This window comes from Streptomyces sp. NPDC048353, from assembly GCF_055587165.1.
On the sequence record NZ_JBVJGU010000008.1, the window covers coordinates 165359 to 181999 of the forward strand.

Genomic DNA, 16641 nt, shown 5'->3' on the forward strand with positions numbered 1-16641 from the left:
CTGGAGCCCTGAAGCGGCCGTCAGTCCTGAAGCCCTGACGGCCGCACGGGGGGCTACGGCGTGAAGCGCCGGGCCCCCTCCGGGGTCACCACCGCGTGCACGGGGTGGTCGTGCGGTTCCTCCGGGACCCGGGCGACCACCTCGTCCGCGTAGAGGAGCACCACCAGCGCCGGATCGGCCCCCGCCCGCGCGAGCCGGGCGAGGACCCGGTCGTACGACCCGCCGCCCCGGCCGAGCCGCATCCCGCGCTCGTCGACCGCGAGCCCCGGCAGCAGCACCACATCGGCCCCGCACACCGCCTCGGGACCCAGCCGCGGACCCGTCGGCTCCAGCAGGCCCCGGCCCGCCTTCGCCAGCCCGTCCGCGCCCTCGTACACGGCCCAGTCCAGGTCGTTGTCGGGCAGCAGCACCGGCAGCAGGACACGCACCCCCCGCGCCCGCAGGACGTCCAGCAACGCGCGCGTGCCCGGTTCGCGGCCCACCGACACATAGGCGGCGACGGTCGACGCCCCCGCCATCTCGGCCAGTTCCAGCGCGCCCCGGGCGAGCCGCTCGGCCGCCGCGTCGGTGTCCTGGCGGCTCAGCAGCGCGCGGGCGGCGAGCAGCCGCCGGCGCAGGTCGATCTTTCCGGACATCTCATCCTTCGCTTCCGACTCGCACGGACGCACGCGGCCTCACGAACCTCTCGTACCGGGCCCTATCCACAGGAAGTCGATACGAGCCATGGAGCCCCATCTTCCTCTCAAACCGAACGACTAAGGTGCTCCGCATGACTCAGTCGCTCCCCAGGATCAGCAAGGCTGTCATCCCCGCCGCGGGCCTCGGCACCCGGTTCCTCCCGGCTACGAAGGCGACGCCGAAGGAGATGCTGCCGGTCGTCGACAAGCCGGCGATCCAGTACGTCGTCGAGGAGGCCGTGAAGGCCGGCCTCGGTGACGTGCTGATGGTCACCGGCCGCAACAAGCGTCCCCTGGAGGACCACTTCGACCGGAACTACGAGCTGGAGGAGGCGCTGACCCGCAAGGGCGACGGGGAGCGGCTCTCCAAGGTCCAGGAGTCCAACGACCTGGCGACCATGCACTACGTCCGGCAGGGCGATCCCCGGGGTCTCGGACACGCGGTCCTGTGCGCCGCCCCGCACGTGGGCGACCAGCCCTTCGCGGTGCTGCTGGGCGACGACCTGATCGACCCGCGGGACCCGCTGCTGTCGCGGATGGTGGAGGTCCAGGAGCGGGAGGGCGGCAGCGTCGTCGCGCTGATGGAGGTCGAGCCGTCGCAGATCGGGCTGTACGGCTGCGCGGCGGTGGACGCGACGGTCGACGCGGACGTGGTGAAGGTGCGGGACCTGGTGGAGAAGCCCGATCCGGGCGAGGCGCCCAGCAACTACGCGGTGATCGGCCGCTATGTGCTCGATCCGGCCGTTTTCGGGATACTGCGCGAGACCGAGCCGGGCCGCGGCGGAGAGATCCAGTTGACGGACGCGCTGCAGAAGCTGGCGCAGGACGAGCGGGTCGGCGGGCCGGTGCACGGGGTGGTGTTCAAGGGGCGCCGTTATGACACCGGTGACCGTGGCGACTATCTGCGTGCCATTGTCAGACTCGCGTGCGAACGTGAAGACCTGGGGCCGGACTTCCGGGCCTGGCTCCGCAGTTACGTCAGCGAGGAGATGTAGCACCTTGAGCAGCAGTACGGCACCGGCGTCCAGCGATCCTTCGGGCGACTCGGCCCACGGCCCGGCGGGTGATGCGGCCCACGGCCCGGCGGGCGACGCGTGCGGCGGGCCGTCGCACGGCCTGTGGTCCGTGGACGCGCACCTGGCCGACATCCTCGCGGCGGTCTCCCCGCTCGAGCCCATCGAGCTGCAACTGCCCGACGCCCAGGGCTGCGTCCTCGTCGAGGACGTGACGGTGCCGGTCGCGCTGCCCCCCTTCGACAACAGCTCGATGGACGGGTACGCGGTCCGGGTCGCCGACGTCGCCGGGGCCACCGAGGAGTTCCCCGCCGTACTGACCGTGATCGGCGACGTGGCCGCGGGCGCCGACGGGCTGCCCGTCGTCGGCCCCGGTCAGGCCGCCCGGATCATGACCGGCGCCCCGCTGCCGCCCGGCGCCGAGGCCGTCGTCCCGGTCGAGTGGACCGACGGCGGCACCGGCGGGGGAGCGGCGAGCGGCATGCTCTCCGCCAGCTCCGCCCCGGAGGGCGCGGGCGGCGAGGTCCGCGTCCACCGCCCCGCCGAGGCGCGGGCCCATGTCCGGGCGCGGGGCAGCGACGTCCAGGCGGGCGACCTGGCCCTGGAGGCCGGGACGGTCCTCGGGCCCCCGCAGATCGGGCTGCTCGCCGCGATCGGCCGCGGCACCGTGCGGGTGCGTCCCCGCCCCCGTGTGGTCGTGATCTCCACGGGCAGTGAACTGGTTCAGCCCGGTGAGGAATTGGGCCAGGGCCAGATCTACGACTCCAACAGCTTCGCGCTCGCCGCCGCCGCCCGCGACGCCGGGGCCATCGCCTACCGCGTGGGCGCCGTCACCGACGACGCGGAGAGCCTGCGGGCCGCCATCGAGGACCAGCTGATCCGGGCCGACCTCCTGGTCACCACGGGCGGGGTGAGCGTCGGCGCGTACGACGTCGTCAAGGAGGCGCTGACCGCCGACGGGGAGGTCGACTTCCGCAAGCTGGCCATGCAGCCCGGCAAGCCCCAGGGTTTCGGCACGATCGGCCCCGAGCACACCCCGCTGCTCGCCCTGCCGGGCAATCCGGTCTCTTCGTACGTCTCCTTCGAGCTGTTCGTCCGCCCGGCGATCCGCGCCCTGATGGGCCTCGACGACCTGCACCGCCCCCGGGTGCGTGCCGTCCTCAAGGCCGACCGGGCGCTGACCTCGCCGGCCGGCCGGCGCCAGTTCCTGCGCGGGACGTACGACGCCGAGTCGGGCACCGTCACTCCTGTGGGCGGCGCCGGCTCCCACCTGATCGCCGCCCTCGCGCACGCCGACGCCCTGCTCGTCGTACCGGAGGAGCGGGAAGCGGTCGAACCCGGCAGTGAGCTGGAAGTGGTCCTCATCGGCTGAGGAGGGCCCGGTGGCGGTAGCGTGGCGTTCCACACAGCGACCGGGAGCGTCACAGCCATGAGCACGCAGCAAGGACTCACCCACATCGACGAGGCGGGTGCGGCCCGCATGGTCGACGTCTCCGCGAAGGACGTGACCGCGCGGACCGCGCGCGCCAGTGGCCGCGTCCTCGTCTCGCCGCGCGTGATCGAACTGCTGCGGGGCGAGGGGGTCCCCAAGGGCGACGCGCTCGCCACCGCCCGCATCGCCGGGATCATGGGCGCCAAGAAGACCCCCGACCTCATCCCGCTCTGCCACCCGCTCGCCGTCTCGGGCGTGACGCTCGACCTGACGGTCGCGGACGACGCGGTCGAGATCCTGGCGACCGTGAAGACCACGGACCGCACGGGCGTCGAGATGGAGGCCCTGACGGCGGTCTCGGTGGCCGCGCTGACGGTCGTCGACATGATCAAGGCGGTCGACAAGGGCGCGGTCATCTCCGACGTGCGGGTGGAGGAGAAGACCGGCGGCAAGTCGGGGACGTGGACCCGGGCGGAGCAGGGGTCATGACGGCCGCGACGGATCTCCCCGACGGCGGCGCGACGGGCCTCGCCACCGCCGAGGAGCCCGCGGGCCGGACGGCGGCCGTGCCGCGGGTGCGGGCGGGGCGGGTCTCCGAGTCGCACCACGGTCCCTCGGACGAGGGCCGGGGGGACCGGGCCGGGCACGCGGGCGCCGAAGGGGACGTTCCCGCTCCGGCGCCGGAGGTCCCCGGCCTGGGCGGCGCCCTGTCGGCCCCGTACGCCGCCCTTGTGGTGACGGCCTCCAACCGTGCCGCCGCCGGCGTGTACGAGGACAAGGGCGGGCCGCTGCTCGCCGAGGGCCTGCGGCGGATGGGCTTCGCCGTCGACGGACCGCAGGTCGTCCCGGACGGCGAACCGGTCGGTGCGGCGCTGCGGGCCGGGGTCGAGGCGGGCTACGACGTCATCCTCACCACCGGCGGCACCGGCATCTCGCCGACCGACGCGACCCCCGAGGTCACCCGCCGGCTCCTCGACCACGAGATCCCCGGCATCCCGGAGGCGATCCGCGCGTACGGACGGGAGAAGGTCCCGGCCGCCGCCCTCTCGCGCGGCCTCGCGGGGGTCGCGGGCGGCACGGTGATCGTGAACCTGCCCGGCTCGACGGGCGGAGTGCGCGACGGCCTCGCGGTCCTGGAGCCGCTGCTCGTCCACGCCGTCGACCAGCTCCGGGGCGGTGACCACCCGAGACCGGAACCGGATCCGGGCCGGGCGTCGTGATCTCGCCCTGGCCCGTGGTCCTGGCGGACGGCGACGTGGTCCTCCGCCCGATAAAGCTGCGCGACCAGCGGGAATGGCGCGAGGTGAACCGGCGCAACCGCGACTGGCTGCGCCCCTGGGAGGCGACCGTGCCCCCGGTCGCTCCGGGCGGCCCGGTCGCGCAGCGCCCCACGTACCGGCAGATGGTCCGCCATCTGCGCGCCGAGGCCAACGCGGGCCGGATGCTGCCGTTCGTGATCGAGTACCAGGGGCGGCTGGTCGGCCAGCTCACCGTGGCGGGGATCACCTGGGGTTCGATGTGTTCGGGACACGTCGGCTACTGGGTGGACAGCGCCGTGGCCGGGCGGGGCGTCATGCCGACGGCGGTCGCGCTCGCGGTCGACCACTGCTTCCGGGTGGTCGGACTGCACCGGATGGAAGTCTGCATTCGGCCCGAGAACGGCCCCTCGCGCCGGGTCGTGGAGAAATTGGGATTCCGGGAGGAAGGGCTGCGGCCCCGTTACCTCCACATCGACGGGGCATGGCGGGACCATCTCGTCTTCGCCCTCACCGTCGAGGAAGTGCCCGAAGGGCTGCTGCGCCGCTGGCAACGGACGCGTCGGCAGCAGTCGGCGAACCCCGAGAAATAAAAAAGATGTTCGAATTCGATCGACACTCGACCACTGATCGAACGTCAATCGATCCGAACAATCACAAAAAAGTTCAGTGATATCAGGCAGATCGTGCGACACACCGGGCCAATTGGCCGATGCCCTCGCGCGAACCCCTCTACCGTGTGAGACGTGAGCAGCAGCGGCCTCATCTACGCAGTCATCGTCGGGGCCTGGGCCGCCTACCTGGTGCCGATGTGGCTCCGCAGGCAGGACGAGCTCAACGAAGCCCGTCCGACGGAACGCTTCAGCACCGCCATCCGGCTGCTGTCCGGACGGGCGGGAATGGAGCGCCGGTACGCCAAGGAGCTGAGGGACCGGGACCGTACGGCGGACGACGCGGTACCCGACGTGGACCCGGACGCGGCGACCGAGCATCTCAGCTCGGTCGACGTCCGGGCCTTCTCCGCGCCCGCGGCCAGGACGGAAGCCCGCCTGGAGCTTCCCGACCCCGCCCCGGCACCGGCCCAGGCCCAGGCCCGGCGCTCGTCGAAGGCGGCCGCCGAGCGCGCCCGGCGCGGCAAGGTCCTCGCCCGGCGCCGGCGCACGACGGTGGTCCTCTTCCTCGCCTTCACCCTGGGCGCGATCGTCGCGGCCGTCGGCGGCCTGGCGTTCCTCTGGGCGCCCGCCGTCCCGGCGGTCCTGCTGAGCGCGTACATCGTGCATCTGCGCACCCAGGAGCGGCGGCGGTTCGTCTACGTCATGGACCGGCGCCGCGCCGAGGCGGCGGCCGCGCGCCTGCGCGAGAGCCGCCCGCAGCGCCGGCAGGCCCCGGCCGAGCCGGACGGCGACACGTCCCGGCCCGAACCGGAACCGGCCCCGGCGGTCTCCCCGCAGGAGGCCGGCCGCCGCGCGCTCGTCGAGCAGACGGACCACGCGGAGTGGGTGGACCAGCAGCGCGAGCGCGGCCCGGCCCGCGGCGACAGCTGGGACCCGGTTCCGGTGCCGCTGCCCACCTACGTCACGGCCCCGGTCGCTCCGCGCGCGACGGGCGGCGTCGACATCACGGACCCGGAAACCTGGAGCTCGGCCCGCTCCTCCACGGCGGCGACGGACCCGACCCCGGCCCCTTCCTCCACCCCGCCCCCGGCCCCCCGCCAGCGCACTTCCCCCAACCCCCGCACCCGCGACGGCGGCCGCACCCCCCTCTTCGACCAGTACGCGGACGAGGACCGCCCGCGCGCGGCCAACGAGTGAGGCGGATTTCCGAGTACGCCGATCGGGATGCTAATGTTTCACACGTCGCAAGGGCCTGTGGCGCAGTCTGGTAGCGCACCTCGTTCGCATCGAGGGGGTCTGGGGTTCAAATCCCCACAGGTCCACCAGCGGCAGTTCTCGAGTAGCCCTCGAGAATCGTCACGAGATCCCGTTCAGCCGAGAGGCTGGGCGGGATCTTGGCGTTTGGCTCGGATCGCAGACGGCCTGCGAGACGCGGATAAGGCACCGAGCCACCAGAGTCCACCGCGAAGCACCCGCGTCCGAAAGGCAGTAGCCGCGTCCGGGCGGCCTCGTCAGCATCTGTAGCCGTGGGGGACCTGGAGCAGCGCAACGAAGATCCACACCATGACCGCCCCGCCGGCCATGCCGCCCAGAAGAGCGACCGGCAGGTTCCACCGCCCTACGTACCCGATGAGCACCCCCCACCACGCCGTCGCGATGATCGTGAGCAGGGCTCCGTAGAAGATCAACGCAAGCCCGTTGGCCGCGCCGTTCACCCCGACGTCGCACGCCCGCCAGACGGCTGCCAGCAACACCGACCCGAGCACACCGGTGGCCACACCGGCCACGGGGGCGACCACACAGCCCCACTGCCCCCGCGTCACTTCCGGTTCCTGACCTGCGGGACGCTCTCGCCATGCTGTACTCCCGCACGCAGGAAACTCGGCAGCGACTGGTACGGCCCGCCGAACAGCATCGTGAGTCGCTGCCCGGTACGGCCGGACCGCTCAAGCTCTCGGCACAAGCCGTCGGTCCACAACGTCGTGTAGGAGTTCGCCACGTCAGCACAGTAGGCGCGACCACTGACAGCTCCGTCCCCGAAGGTCGATGTCAGTACGTCATGGGATCCTCACGGCCATGAACAGGGAGCAGTTCTGAGCAACCCCGTGATTCCCACAGGACACAGCCTGAGCTGACCCGCCGTAACCGCTGCGCAGCTGCTCTCCGGAAGGCCATCATGAGCTGGGACGTGCTCCTCCTTCGCCTGCCCGACGACGTCACCTCGGCGCAGGACATCCCCGCCGACTACGCCCCGGACCCGCTCGGGACGCGACTCGACGTCCTCGCGGCCGTCACCCGGGCCGTCCCAGGTGTCGACCTCTCGGATCCCGCCTGGGGCGAACTGTCCGGCCCCACGTGGTCCGTCGAGCTCAACATCGGCTCGGAAGACCCGGTGGATTCCGTCATGCTCCACATCCGGGGCTCCGGTGACGACGTGCTGACGCCTGTCCTCCGGCTTGCCGAGGCCCTGCGGTGCAAAGCGCTTGACTGCGCTCAAGGAGCGGTGCTCAATCCGGGGCAGACGTCGGGCTGGCACGCTTTCCAGCAGTTCCGCGATCGAGTGGTCGGGACCTCTCAGTGAGGCGATGGGCCGTGCACGCCGCCCGCGTAGGCCGGGCGGATCACCCGTGCGCGCACGGGGACTTCCGGTCTCCCCTACGCCACTTCGAGGGCACCGCTCGGCTTTGCCTGGAGGGCGTCAGGGCGCTACCGAATGCGTACGGTGGCGCAGGTGAACGTCGTGTCCCGGAGCAGCGCCGGGGTGACGGCGACGTCCGTCAGGTGCTCGGCCAGGGCGAACGCCGCGGGTGAGGACAGATCCGTCTCCGGATCGTCCTTTTCGAGGTGGAAGCCGATTCGTTCCATGGCACCGAGGAGTTCGTCGGGCGCGGTGCCCCACCGGTCCTCGGGGAACATGGGGTCGAAGCACAGGCGCAGCACCTGGTTCTCTGCCTGGAGGAACGAGCCGACGCCGTTGATGTTGACGAAGTGGGAGACCCAGCTCGTCCCGGCGGAGGCCGGCAGTGCTCGCTCCTCGGTGACCCCGAGGTAGCCATTGGGTTCGATCAGCAGTGTCCAGTCACCCGCGGTCGTCATGGCGAGCAGCTGCCGGTCCCCCTTCTCCAGGTCGTACTGGGCGAAGGCGGCGTCGACGACCGCGGATATGCCTCGCAGGGGCGCCTCCGGCCGCCCTTCGAGCCGGGACGTCACCTCGGCGGGCGTCAGATCCCGCACCAGGGTGAAGCAGTACGCCTCGGCGATGTCCGGAAAGTCTTCCTCGAACCAGGCGTAGTCCGCTGCGGTCGTCGTCATGCCGCCCATTCTCGCCCCGCGTCCGACAGCGGACGGCACCCGGTCGCCGGCGGAGTGGGAAATGATCTCCGTCGGATCACGAAGCGATCTCGCCCGAACTCGAGTGAGATCATGTCTCCGGTTCCATCGGTCGGCGCCCTGATCGCGACCCGTCGCAGACACAGGGGAATTGACCCCTCTTTGCCCACCATGAGGTCAAGATCCAATGGTGTGCTGGCATGGGATGAATGGGACAGCGCGAAAGCGGACGTGACTGCCCAACGGCAAGCCTCGATGAGACTCGACCAACTGCCGAGCGGTCCAGGGGGCGGTGGGCAGGCCGACCTCGTCGTGAACCGGATGCCGCCCTGCATATGGACCACTACCTGAACGGGACCGGCAAGGCTCTCGACCTCGATGTCGACAGGATGCTGAGCGACGAGGGCGACGCGGTCCTTCGGGACGTGTCGGCGGCGACGCGCGGCAGGCAGGAGGACGAGTGGCGCCGCCAGGCACTGGACGCTTTCGCGCAGTCGGGCGGCAAGCCCGTCGCGCTCCCCGTGGAGACCGCGGGTGAGGGATACACCCACGACAAGGGTCCGGACGGCACAGCGAACTGGTATCTGGCCGTGGGCAGCGCCATGACGAACACCACGGGGGTCGTGACGGCGGTGCCGGGGCCGGATGGCAAGCCGCAGGTCACCATCGACTATCAGGTCAATGTGTGGGACCGGTACAACTGGGACCCCGGGAAGGTCACGCCCATCGGGCCGACCACGGTGACCGACGCCGATATGGCCCGCATGCATACGACGGGGCAGGCCAGGGAGTTCGACATGAGGGGAAGCAGTTCCGTGCAGCAGCACGACATGAGTACGGGTGGCGCCTGGCCCGAGCCGAAGGAACCAGGACGGGACGGGACGCGTACCGACATCGGCCGGAACGGAGACGCCCGATGAGGCTGGAGCCGCGAAGCGCGTGGCGTCCGGCGGTCGTCGGCGGGGTGGGCGTGCTTGCCGCCTCGTTGGTAGTCGGGTGTTCGGGGGTGGGTGGGAACGGCGGTCCGGTGGCGGATCGCTCGTCGGGGGGAGTGGCGCACTGGGTGGCCGGGGCCACCGTGGAGTCGGTCGCCGGGACGCTGCGTGTGCGCGTGCCCGCGGGGGCGACGGAGGTGAAGGCGGCGCACTGGGAGGGGCTGCAGGACGACGGCTTGATCCTGGCGTTCGTCCTTCCCGCGGACGAGGTGGACGAGTTCGTCGCCCAGTTGGAGCCGGAGCGGCCGCTCGGCCTGCGGGAGCGGCCGCTCGCCCGGAACACCAACCCGTCGACGCCGTTCGCGCATCTCGGGTTGCCGGAGCCCGATCTGCTGGCGGGGGTCCGCGAGGGGCAGGTGTGCGCGCCGTGCGAGGGTGACCTCAACTGGTTGAAGGTCGCGGTGGCACGGGTCGACGACCGCACCAGCCGGGTCTATCTCAGCGGTGTCGACTGAGTACCGGCCGACGCCCTCGGCGCAACCCATGGGATCCCGTGCGTTGCGCCGAGGGCGTCGTGACGAGGGGTCAGGACGTCTGGGCCCGGTCGTACAGGGCCTTCGCGTCGTTGCCGAAGTACGGGCCGAACATGCGGTTGGGCAGGAAGGTGTAGCCGAAGCTGTTCACCGAGACCTGGAGGCCCGTGCCCGTAGCCTCGTTGAAGCCGGTGAACCAGGGGCCGCCGCTGGAGCCGCCGGTCATGTTGCAGCCGAGGCTGTGGTCCTGGGAGAAGAGGAAGTCCTTCGAGGAGTTCCCCGAGCAGTGGATCAGCTTGGTGCCGTCGTAGGGCGACGCGGCCGGGAAGCCGAAGGCGTACATCGGTTTGTTGTAGCCGCCGTTGAACTGGATGCCCTGGGCGCCGGTGACCGCGGTGAGCTTCTGGCCGTTCAGGGGGGCCAGGACCGCCGCGCCCACGTCGTAGTTGATGTCCTCGCTCGCCTCCCACTGCGGGGTGGTCAGCAGCTTGGTCGCCGTCCACCGGCCGTACGGCGCGTTGCCGTTGTCGTACGCCGGGACGAAGACCCAGTCGGTGTGCCAGGCGCCCTGGTACTTCACGCAGTGCCCCGCCGTGATCACCGTGCTCGCGTTCTGGCTGGTGACCGCGTTGCCGGAGCAGGAGGCCGTACGGCCCTGGAGGGTGAAGAAGACCCGTCCCGAGGTCTTCACGACCGCTCCGCCGCCCGTCCACGGGCCGCCCGCCTGCGGGAAGGCCCTCGGTGATACGGCGGCGGCGGACGGGGCGCCCGGGGCCGCCGCGGCGGTGGGGGCGATCGTCGTCGGGGTGGCCGCGCCGGCGACCCGGGCGGGGGCGCCCGGGGCGGCCGTCAGGTCCAGGGGGGTCGCCGCGCGCATGCGGGCGGGGGTCCAGAAGTCGGTCGCCCGCTGCTGCTCCGGCGCGCCGACCGAGCGGGCGGCCGGCGCCTCGGCGCCCGGCGCGGGGGCCGCCTGCGCCGTCGTCGCGGACAGGGCGGCGGTGAGCAGGGTTCCGACGGACAACAGGACGGCTGCGGCTGTGCGATGGCGTCTCACGCATGTCTCCTTCTGCCGGGGCAGGTGGGGGATGAGAACGGTGCGGATCGACGTGCGTGAGGCAGCGTGCCAGAAGGGACGTGACTTGTCAGGACCGTGTCACGCTCCTGGTGCCGGGAGTGTCGGAAATCAGATCAGCGGCTTGGCGAAGCAGCGGCTGCTCTCGTATGCGCGGTAGTGGCCGAACTTGGCGCACGGTTCGTAGCCGCTCGACCGGTAGAGCGCGATGGCCTCCGGCTGCATGTCGCCGGTCTCCAGGACCATCCGCGTCCGGCCGGCCGCCCGCGCGTCCGCCTCCAGAATGGCCAGGACCCGCCGGGCGAGGCCGAGGCCGCGCGCCTCCGGGACGACGTACATCCGCTTCAGCTCGGCGTCGCCGTCGGAGTACCCCTCCTCGTTCTCGTCCTGCGTCCGCCAGCCGCCGGTGGCGACGGGGCGGTCCAGGGGGTCGTACGCGAGGAGGTAGAGGCCGGCGGGCGGGACGAACATGCCCGCGTCCAGGGGGGTGGCATCGCCCTCGTCACCGTAGCGGACGGCGTATTCCAGCTGGACGGCGTCGTTGAGCTTGACCGCGTCAGGGTGGTCATACGGCGTGGGGCGAATATCCATGCGGAGTATCGTACATGTATGCGGACCCGTGGCGTCGGTATTCTCCCGGGATGCTCACTGTGACGTCCGTCAATGTCAATGGTCTCAGAGCCGCCGCCAAGAAGGGGTTCGTGGAGTGGCTGGCCGGCACCGCCGCCGACGCGGTCTGCCTCCAGGAGGTGCGCGCCGAGGAGTCCCAGCTCCCGGCCGAGGTCCGTGCCCCGGAGGGCTGGTTCACCGCGCACGCCCCGGCCGCCGCCAAGGGGCGCGCGGGCGTCTCCCTCTACACCCGGCGCGAGCCCGACCAGGTGCGGATCGGTTTCGGGTCGAGCGAGTTCGACGGCAGCGGCCGCTATCTGGAGGTCGACCTGCCCGGCGTCACCGTCGCCAGCCTCTACCTGCCCTCGGGTGAGGTGGGCACCGAGCGGCAGGACGAGAAGATCCGTTTCATGGACGCGTTCCTGCCCTACCTCAAGGAGCTGCGGGAGCGCGCCGCCGCCGACGGGCGGGAGGTCGTCGTCTGCGGCGACTGGAACATCGCCCACCGCGAGGCCGACCTCAAGAACTGGAAGGCGAACCGGAAGAACGCCGGCTTCCTCCCCGAGGAGCGCGCCTGGCTGACCCGCGTCCTCGACGAGGCGGGGTACGTCGACGTGGTCCGCGCCCTCCATCCCGACCAGGAGGGGCCGTACTCCTGGTGGTCGTACCGCGGGCGCGCCTTCGACAACGACGCCGGCTGGCGCATCGACTACCAGATCGCCACCCCCGGCCTCGCCGGGCGGGCCGTGAAGGCGTGGGTCGAGCGGGCCGCGACCCACGGCGAGCGGTGGAGCGACCACGCGCCCGTCACCGCCGTCTATCAGTCCTGACGCGTCAGGACTGACGCGTCCGGGGCGGGGTGCGGGCCGGTGGTACGGGCCGGGGGTGCGCGCCCCTCGCGCGGGGGGTGCGCGCCCCTCGCGCCCGGCCCCCCGGGCGCCCGGCGCCCCCCTCAGGAGCGGTCCCTGAGCCGGCCGGCCCCCGGGCGCCCGGCGCCCCCTCAGGAGCGGTCTCTGAGCCGCCGGTCGAGCGCCATCGACAGCTCCGCCTCCACCACGCTCTTCGCCAGCGGTCGCAGCCGCTCCACGTCCTTCTCCTCCGCGTGGGTCCGCAGCAGCTCCGTGAAGAGGGCCGCCATCGCGTCCGCGTGCGCGCGCACCGCCCGGCCCGCCTCCAGGACCGCCGCCAGCGGGACGCCCTCCTTCACCAGGGCCGCCGAGACGTCCAGCAGGCGGCGGCTGATGTGGACGATCGCGTCCCCGTCGGTGGCGAGATAGCCGAGGTCGAGGGCGGCGAGCAGGTTCTCGGGGGTGACCTCGCCGGCGAAGTAGTCGGCGAGCTCCTGCGGGGTGAGGCGGACGGGCTCCTCCTCGGACGGTTCGCCGAGGCCGAGGACCTCGCTGACGTCCTTGCCGCTCTCGAAGGCGGTGTTGAGGTCGGCGATGCCGTTGAGGGTGTGGCCGCGTTCCAGCAGGGCGGCGATCGTACGGAGTTTGGCCAGGTGGTGGTCGTCGTACCAGGCGATCCGGCCCTCGCGGCGGGGTGGCGGGATCAGGCCGCGCTCGCGGTAGAAGCGCAGGGTGCGCACGGTGATGCCGGCGGCGGCCGCCAGCTCCTCCATGCGGTATTCGCGCACGCCCCTCGCCCCGTCCGTCACCCGGCCGTCTCCCCGGTCCGTCATCCGCTCCGATCGTTCTGCCACGCCCGCCAGCCTATGTCGTACCGCCGGTAACTTTCCCTTGCCCAACCCCTACCGCTCGGTAAGGAGCTGCTCTACGCTCCCAACCGTGCCAGTGATTGCTGGCGGAATCTTGGCCGGGCGCACGGGAGGCGGCATGGCGAAGCACGAGCATGTACGAGTGGCGGTGATCGGATCGGGTTTCGGTGGCCTGGGAGCGGCCGTCCGGCTGCGCCGCGAGGGGATCACCGACTTCGTCGTCCTGGAGCGGGCCGACTCCGTCGGCGGCACCTGGCGGGACAACAGCTACCCCGGCTGCGCCTGCGACGTCCCCTCACACCTCTACTCCTTCTCCTTCGCGCCCAACCCCGACTGGCCGCGGACCTTCTCCGGCCAGCGCCACATCCGGGCCTATCTGGAGCACGTCGCCGACACCTTCGGGATCCGGCCGCACCTGCGCCTGAACCACGAGGTACGGGTCATGCGGTGGGACACCGACGAACTGCGCTGGGAGATCGAGACCAGCGGGGGCTCCTTCACCGCCGATGTCGTCGTCTCGGCCACCGGACCGCTCTCCGACCCCAAGATCCCCGAGATCCCCGGGCTCGCCGAGTTCCCCGGCAAGGTCTTCCACTCCGCCCGCTGGGACCACGACTACGACCTCGCCGGCAAGCGCGTCGCCATGATCGGGACCGGCGCCTCCGCCATCCAGATCGTGCCCGCCATCCAGCCCCAGGTCGCCCGGCTGACCCTCTTCCAGCGCACACCCCCCTGGGTGATGCCCCGCATGGACCGCGCCATCACCGGCCCCGAACGCTGGCTGCACCGCGCGCTCCCCTCCACCGCGACCGCCCGCCGGGGCCTCCTCTGGGGCATCCGGGAGCTGCAGGTCAGCGCCTTCACCAAGCGCCCGAACGAGCTCGGCCTCGTCGAATCGCTCGCCAAGGCCAACATGGCCCGGGCCGTCAAGGACCCGGCCCTGCGGGCCAAACTCACCCCGTCGTACCGCATCGGCTGCAAGCGCATCCTGCTGTCCAGCGAGTACTACCCGGCCCTCACTCGCCCCAACGTCGACGTCGTCGCCTCCGGCCTCCGCGAGGTCCGCGGCTCGACCGTCGTGGCGGCCGACGGCACCGAGACCGAGGTCGACGCGATCATCTTCGGTACGGGATTCCACGTCACGGACATGCCGATCGCCGAACGGGTCGTCGGCGCCGAGGGGAACACCCTCGCCGAGTCCTGGAAGGACGGCATGGAGTCGCTGCGCGGCGCCACCGCCGCCGGCTTCCCCAACTGGATGACGATCATCGGCCCCAACACCGGCCTCGGGAACTCCTCCATGATCCTCATGATCGAGTCCCAGCTGAACTACATGGCCGACTACCTCCGCCAGCTGGACGTCCTCGGCGGCCGCGCCGCCCTCGCCGCCCGGCCGTCCGCCGTCGGCGCCTGGAACCGCACGGTGCAGGCGCGGATGGAGCGGACCGTGTGGAAGGCGGGCGGCTGCAGCAGCTGGTACCTCGACGCCAACGGCCGCAACACCACCCTCTGGCCCGGCACCACGGCCGAATTCCGGCGCGAGACGCGCCGGGTCGACCTCGGGGAGTACGAGGTCCTGCGCCCCGCCCCCAAGGCGGAGCCGCAGCCCGCCCGCGCGACGAAGGAGATCGTCACATGAGCCGGCCCGCGCACCCCAGGGAGCTGACCGCCGTCTCCGCCGACGGCTCCCGGATCCACATCGAGGTCCACGGGCCCGAGGGCGCCCCCGCCGTGGTCCTCGCCCACGGCTGGACCTGCTCCATCGCCTTCTGGGCCGAGCAGATACGGGAGCTCTCCACCGACCACCGGGTCATCGCCTACGACCAGCGCGGCCACGGCCGCACGCCCGTCGTCGGCCGCTCCGGCTACTCCACCGAGGCCCTCGCCGACGACCTCGAAGCCGTCCTCGCCGCGACCCTCGCGCCCGGCGAGAAGGCCGTCCTGGCGGGGCACTCCATGGGCGGCATGACCCTCATGGCCGCCGCCCGCAGGCCCGGCTTCCGGGAGCACGCGGCCGCCGCCCTGCTCTGCTCCACGGGACCGGCCCGGCTGACGGCCGAGTCCCTCGTCCTCCCGCTGCGGGCGGGCGGACTGCGGACCCGCCTCACCCGGACGATCCTCGGCGCTAAGGCGCCGCTCGGACCGGTCACACCCGTCTCCAAGAAGATCCTCAAGTACGCCACCATGGGCCCCGGTTCCTCGCCCGCACGGGTCGACGCCTGCGCCCGGATCGTGCACGCCTGCCCCCGGCAGGCCCGGGTCGCCTGGTCGCACGTGCTGGGGGAGCTCGACCTCGACGAGGGGGTACGGGGCCTCGACCTGCCCGTCGCCGTGCTCTACGGCACGGCCGACCGGCTCACCCCACCCGTCCACTCGCGCGCCATGGCGCAGGCCCTGCCCCGGTGCGTCGGGGTCGTCGAACTCGCCGGCGTGGGACACATGACGCCGGTGGAGGCACCGGAGGCCGTCACCGCGCGGATCCGTGACCTCGTCACCACGTACGCCAACGAAGTCCGGCTGAAGGAGGACGTGTGAGCAGGGTGAGTCTGGAAGGACAGGTCGCGGTCGTCACCGGGGCGGCGCGGGGCGTCGGCGAACTCCTCGCCCGCAAGCTCTCCGCGCGCGGCGCGCGGATCGCGCTGGTCGGCCTGGAACCCGAGGAGCTGAAGGCGGTCGCCGGCCGGCTGCACACCGAGGCCGACTGGTGGCACGCGGACGTCACCGACCACGAGGCGATGGCCCGGGTGGCGGCCGAGGTGAAGGAGCGCTTCGGCAAGGTCGACATCGTCGTCGCCAACGCGGGCGTCGCGGCGGGCGGTCCCTTCGTGGACTCCGACCCGGTCGCCTGGCGGCGGGTCATCGAGGTCAACCTGATCGGCGGGGCGGTGACCGGCCGCGCGTTCCTGCCCGTCCTGATGGAGTCACGCGGCTACTTCCTCCAGATCGCCTCGCTCGCGGCCATCACCCCGGCGCCGATGATGACGGCGTACTGCGCCTCCAAGTCGGGCGTCGAGGCCTTCGCGCACAGTCTGCGGGCCGAGGTCGGCTACAAGGGCGTGCGGGTCGGCGTCGGCTACCTCTCCTGGACCGACACCGACATGGTCCGGGGCGCGGACCGGGACGACGTGATGAAGGAGCTGCGGCAGCGGCTGCCCTGGCCGTCGAACCGCACGTACCCGCTCGGCCCCGCCGTCGACCGGATCGTGGCCGGCATCGAGCGCCGTGCGCCGCACGTGTACGCCCAATGGTGGCTGCGCGGGATGCAGTCGGTCCGCGGCTATCTCCCGGGGCTCATCGCCACCGTCGGACAGCGCGAGATGCGGCGCTTCGAGCCCCGGCTGGCCGGTGTCTCCAAGGGTCTGGTGGGCGCGGGAGGGGCGGCCGACGAGCAGGAGCGCACGGAGGGCACGCGCCAGGGGTAGTTGCGGAGGGTATTGATCGAAATGCGTGGAG

General features: G+C 72.1%; 19 protein-coding genes and 1 tRNA gene. 14 read left to right on the forward strand and 6 right to left on the reverse strand.

Going from position 1 to position 16641, the window contains the following annotated elements:
* Positions 1-53: 53 nt before the first annotated feature.
* Positions 54-635: a 5-formyltetrahydrofolate cyclo-ligase gene (locus ACZ6RC_RS26900; protein WP_469587800.1), complete on the reverse strand. Its 582-nt coding sequence runs from the start codon at positions 633-635 to the stop codon at positions 54-56.
* Positions 636-769: 134 nt separating this feature from the next.
* Between ACZ6RC_RS26900 and galU the strand changes: the two genes are divergently transcribed.
* The 7 genes from galU to ACZ6RC_RS26935 all read left to right on the forward strand — a co-directional run bounded on the left by galU (position 770) and on the right by ACZ6RC_RS26935 (position 6317).
* On the forward strand, positions 770-1672 hold the full coding sequence (galU, locus tag ACZ6RC_RS26905; RefSeq protein ID WP_391145782.1) for a UTP--glucose-1-phosphate uridylyltransferase GalU: 903 nt from the start codon (positions 770-772) through the stop codon (positions 1670-1672).
* A gap of 130 nt (positions 1673-1802) precedes the next feature.
* Positions 1803-3062, forward strand: a complete 1260-nt coding sequence (gene glp, locus ACZ6RC_RS26910) for a molybdotransferase-like divisome protein Glp (RefSeq protein WP_391146139.1) — start codon at positions 1803-1805, stop codon at positions 3060-3062.
* 57 nt (positions 3063-3119) lie between these two features.
* Positions 3120-3611 carry a cyclic pyranopterin monophosphate synthase MoaC gene (gene moaC / locus ACZ6RC_RS26915; RefSeq protein ID WP_391145780.1) on the forward strand — a complete coding sequence of 164 codons (492 nt, stop codon included), beginning with the start codon at positions 3120-3122 and terminating at the stop codon, positions 3609-3611.
* 206 nt (positions 3612-3817) lie between these two features.
* Positions 3818-4342, forward strand: a complete 525-nt coding sequence (locus ACZ6RC_RS26920; protein ID WP_469588115.1) for a MogA/MoaB family molybdenum cofactor biosynthesis protein — start codon at positions 3818-3820, stop codon at positions 4340-4342.
* Positions 4339-4971 (forward strand): GNAT family N-acetyltransferase, encoded by a 633-nt coding sequence (locus ACZ6RC_RS26925; protein ID WP_391145776.1) that lies wholly within the window; start codon positions 4339-4341, stop codon positions 4969-4971. Before ACZ6RC_RS26920 ends, ACZ6RC_RS26925 begins: the two co-directional genes overlap by 4 nt.
* A 153-nt stretch (positions 4972-5124) precedes the next feature.
* Positions 5125-6189 carry a divisome protein SepX/GlpR gene (sepX, locus tag ACZ6RC_RS26930; protein ID WP_469587805.1) on the forward strand — a complete coding sequence of 355 codons (1065 nt, stop codon included), beginning with the start codon at positions 5125-5127 and terminating at the stop codon, positions 6187-6189.
* 51 nt (positions 6190-6240) lie between these two features.
* Positions 6241-6317: transfer RNA gene (locus tag ACZ6RC_RS26935), tRNA-Ala, on the forward strand.
* Between the two features lie 186 nt (positions 6318-6503).
* Here the strand turns inward: ACZ6RC_RS26935 and ACZ6RC_RS26940 are convergent.
* Positions 6504-6815, reverse strand: coding sequence for a hypothetical protein (locus ACZ6RC_RS26940; RefSeq protein ID WP_469587808.1), 312 nt, complete (start codon positions 6813-6815; stop codon positions 6504-6506).
* Between the two features lie 353 nt (positions 6816-7168).
* On the opposite strand from ACZ6RC_RS26940, the gene ACZ6RC_RS26945 reads away from it, so the two are divergent.
* A complete protein-coding gene (locus ACZ6RC_RS26945) occupies positions 7169-7573 on the forward strand; it encodes a hypothetical protein (protein ID WP_469587811.1) in 405 nt (134 codons plus the stop codon).
* A gap of 125 nt (positions 7574-7698) precedes the next feature.
* Here the strand turns inward: ACZ6RC_RS26945 and ACZ6RC_RS26950 are convergent, their stop codons facing one another.
* Positions 7699-8304, reverse strand: coding sequence for a DUF6461 domain-containing protein (locus ACZ6RC_RS26950; protein ID WP_469587813.1), 606 nt, complete (start codon positions 8302-8304; stop codon positions 7699-7701).
* Positions 8305-8657: 353 nt separating this feature from the next.
* On the opposite strand from ACZ6RC_RS26950, the gene ACZ6RC_RS26955 reads away from it, so the two are divergent.
* Both ACZ6RC_RS26955 and ACZ6RC_RS26960 read left to right on the forward strand, forming a co-directional pair.
* Complete coding sequence (locus tag ACZ6RC_RS26955; RefSeq protein WP_469587816.1) at positions 8658-9242, forward strand: hypothetical protein; 585 nt, start codon at positions 8658-8660, stop codon at positions 9240-9242.
* Positions 9243-9385: 143 nt separating this feature from the next.
* Entirely contained in the window at positions 9386-9772 is a 387-nt protein-coding gene (locus tag ACZ6RC_RS26960) for a hypothetical protein (RefSeq protein ID WP_469587820.1), read from the forward strand.
* 70 nt (positions 9773-9842) lie between these two features.
* On the opposite strand, the gene ACZ6RC_RS26965 is transcribed toward ACZ6RC_RS26960, so the two are convergent.
* Positions 9843-10844 carry a trypsin-like serine peptidase gene (locus ACZ6RC_RS26965; RefSeq protein ID WP_469587823.1) on the reverse strand — a complete coding sequence of 334 codons (1002 nt, stop codon included), beginning with the start codon at positions 10842-10844 and terminating at the stop codon, positions 9843-9845.
* Between the two features lie 129 nt (positions 10845-10973).
* Positions 10974-11453 (reverse strand): GNAT family N-acetyltransferase, encoded by a 480-nt coding sequence (locus tag ACZ6RC_RS26970; RefSeq protein ID WP_391145753.1) that lies wholly within the window; start codon positions 11451-11453, stop codon positions 10974-10976.
* A 50-nt stretch (positions 11454-11503) separates the two neighbouring features.
* Here ACZ6RC_RS26970 and ACZ6RC_RS26975 point away from each other — a divergent pair, with 50 nt between their 5' ends.
* Positions 11504-12301 carry an exodeoxyribonuclease III gene (locus ACZ6RC_RS26975; protein ID WP_469587826.1) on the forward strand — a complete coding sequence of 266 codons (798 nt, stop codon included), beginning with the start codon at positions 11504-11506 and terminating at the stop codon, positions 12299-12301.
* Between the two features lie 170 nt (positions 12302-12471).
* Here the strand turns inward: ACZ6RC_RS26975 and ACZ6RC_RS26980 are convergent, their stop codons facing one another.
* Positions 12472-13152, reverse strand: coding sequence for a MerR family transcriptional regulator (locus ACZ6RC_RS26980; RefSeq protein ID WP_469588118.1), 681 nt, complete (start codon positions 13150-13152; stop codon positions 12472-12474).
* Between the two features lie 154 nt (positions 13153-13306).
* Between ACZ6RC_RS26980 and ACZ6RC_RS26985 the strand changes: the two genes are divergently transcribed.
* The 3 genes from ACZ6RC_RS26985 to ACZ6RC_RS26995 are packed head-to-tail and all read left to right on the forward strand — an operon-like array spanning position 13307 to position 16610.
* Positions 13307-14827 carry a flavin-containing monooxygenase gene (locus tag ACZ6RC_RS26985; RefSeq protein ID WP_469587828.1) on the forward strand — a complete coding sequence of 507 codons (1521 nt, stop codon included), beginning with the start codon at positions 13307-13309 and terminating at the stop codon, positions 14825-14827.
* Positions 14824-15723 (forward strand): alpha/beta fold hydrolase, encoded by a 900-nt coding sequence (locus tag ACZ6RC_RS26990; RefSeq protein ID WP_391145745.1) that lies wholly within the window; start codon positions 14824-14826, stop codon positions 15721-15723. Before ACZ6RC_RS26985 ends, ACZ6RC_RS26990 begins: the two co-directional genes overlap by 4 nt.
* Positions 15720-16610, forward strand: a complete 891-nt coding sequence (locus ACZ6RC_RS26995; RefSeq protein WP_453617431.1) for an SDR family oxidoreductase — start codon at positions 15720-15722, stop codon at positions 16608-16610. The genes ACZ6RC_RS26990 and ACZ6RC_RS26995 overlap by 4 nt, the downstream gene beginning before the upstream one ends.
* Positions 16611-16641 lie beyond the last annotated feature (31 nt).

Bases quoted from the DNA above. Each gene is read 5' to 3' on its own strand.
- ACZ6RC_RS26990 (WP_391145745.1), top strand. From the start codon at position 14,824: ATGAGCCGGCCCGCGCACCCCAGGGAGCTGACCGCCGTCTCCGCCGAC.
- ACZ6RC_RS26970 (WP_391145753.1), bottom strand. From the start codon at position 11,453: ATGGATATTCGCCCCACGCCGTATGACCACCCTGACGCGGTCAAGCTC.
- ACZ6RC_RS26955 (WP_469587816.1), top strand. From the start codon at position 8,658: ATGGACCACTACCTGAACGGGACCGGCAAGGCTCTCGACCTCGATGTC.
- moaC (WP_391145780.1), top strand. From the start codon at position 3,120: ATGAGCACGCAGCAAGGACTCACCCACATCGACGAGGCGGGTGCGGCC.
- ACZ6RC_RS26985 (WP_469587828.1), top strand. From the start codon at position 13,307: ATGGCGAAGCACGAGCATGTACGAGTGGCGGTGATCGGATCGGGTTTC.
- galU (WP_391145782.1), top strand. From the start codon at position 770: ATGACTCAGTCGCTCCCCAGGATCAGCAAGGCTGTCATCCCCGCCGCG.
- ACZ6RC_RS26975 (WP_469587826.1), top strand. From the start codon at position 11,504: ATGCTCACTGTGACGTCCGTCAATGTCAATGGTCTCAGAGCCGCCGCC.
- ACZ6RC_RS26980 (WP_469588118.1), bottom strand. From the start codon at position 13,152: ATGACGGACCGGGGAGACGGCCGGGTGACGGACGGGGCGAGGGGCGTG.
- ACZ6RC_RS26900 (WP_469587800.1), bottom strand. From the start codon at position 635: ATGTCCGGAAAGATCGACCTGCGCCGGCGGCTGCTCGCCGCCCGCGCG.
- ACZ6RC_RS26950 (WP_469587813.1), bottom strand. From the start codon at position 8,304: ATGACGACGACCGCAGCGGACTACGCCTGGTTCGAGGAAGACTTTCCG.
- ACZ6RC_RS26945 (WP_469587811.1), top strand. From the start codon at position 7,169: ATGAGCTGGGACGTGCTCCTCCTTCGCCTGCCCGACGACGTCACCTCG.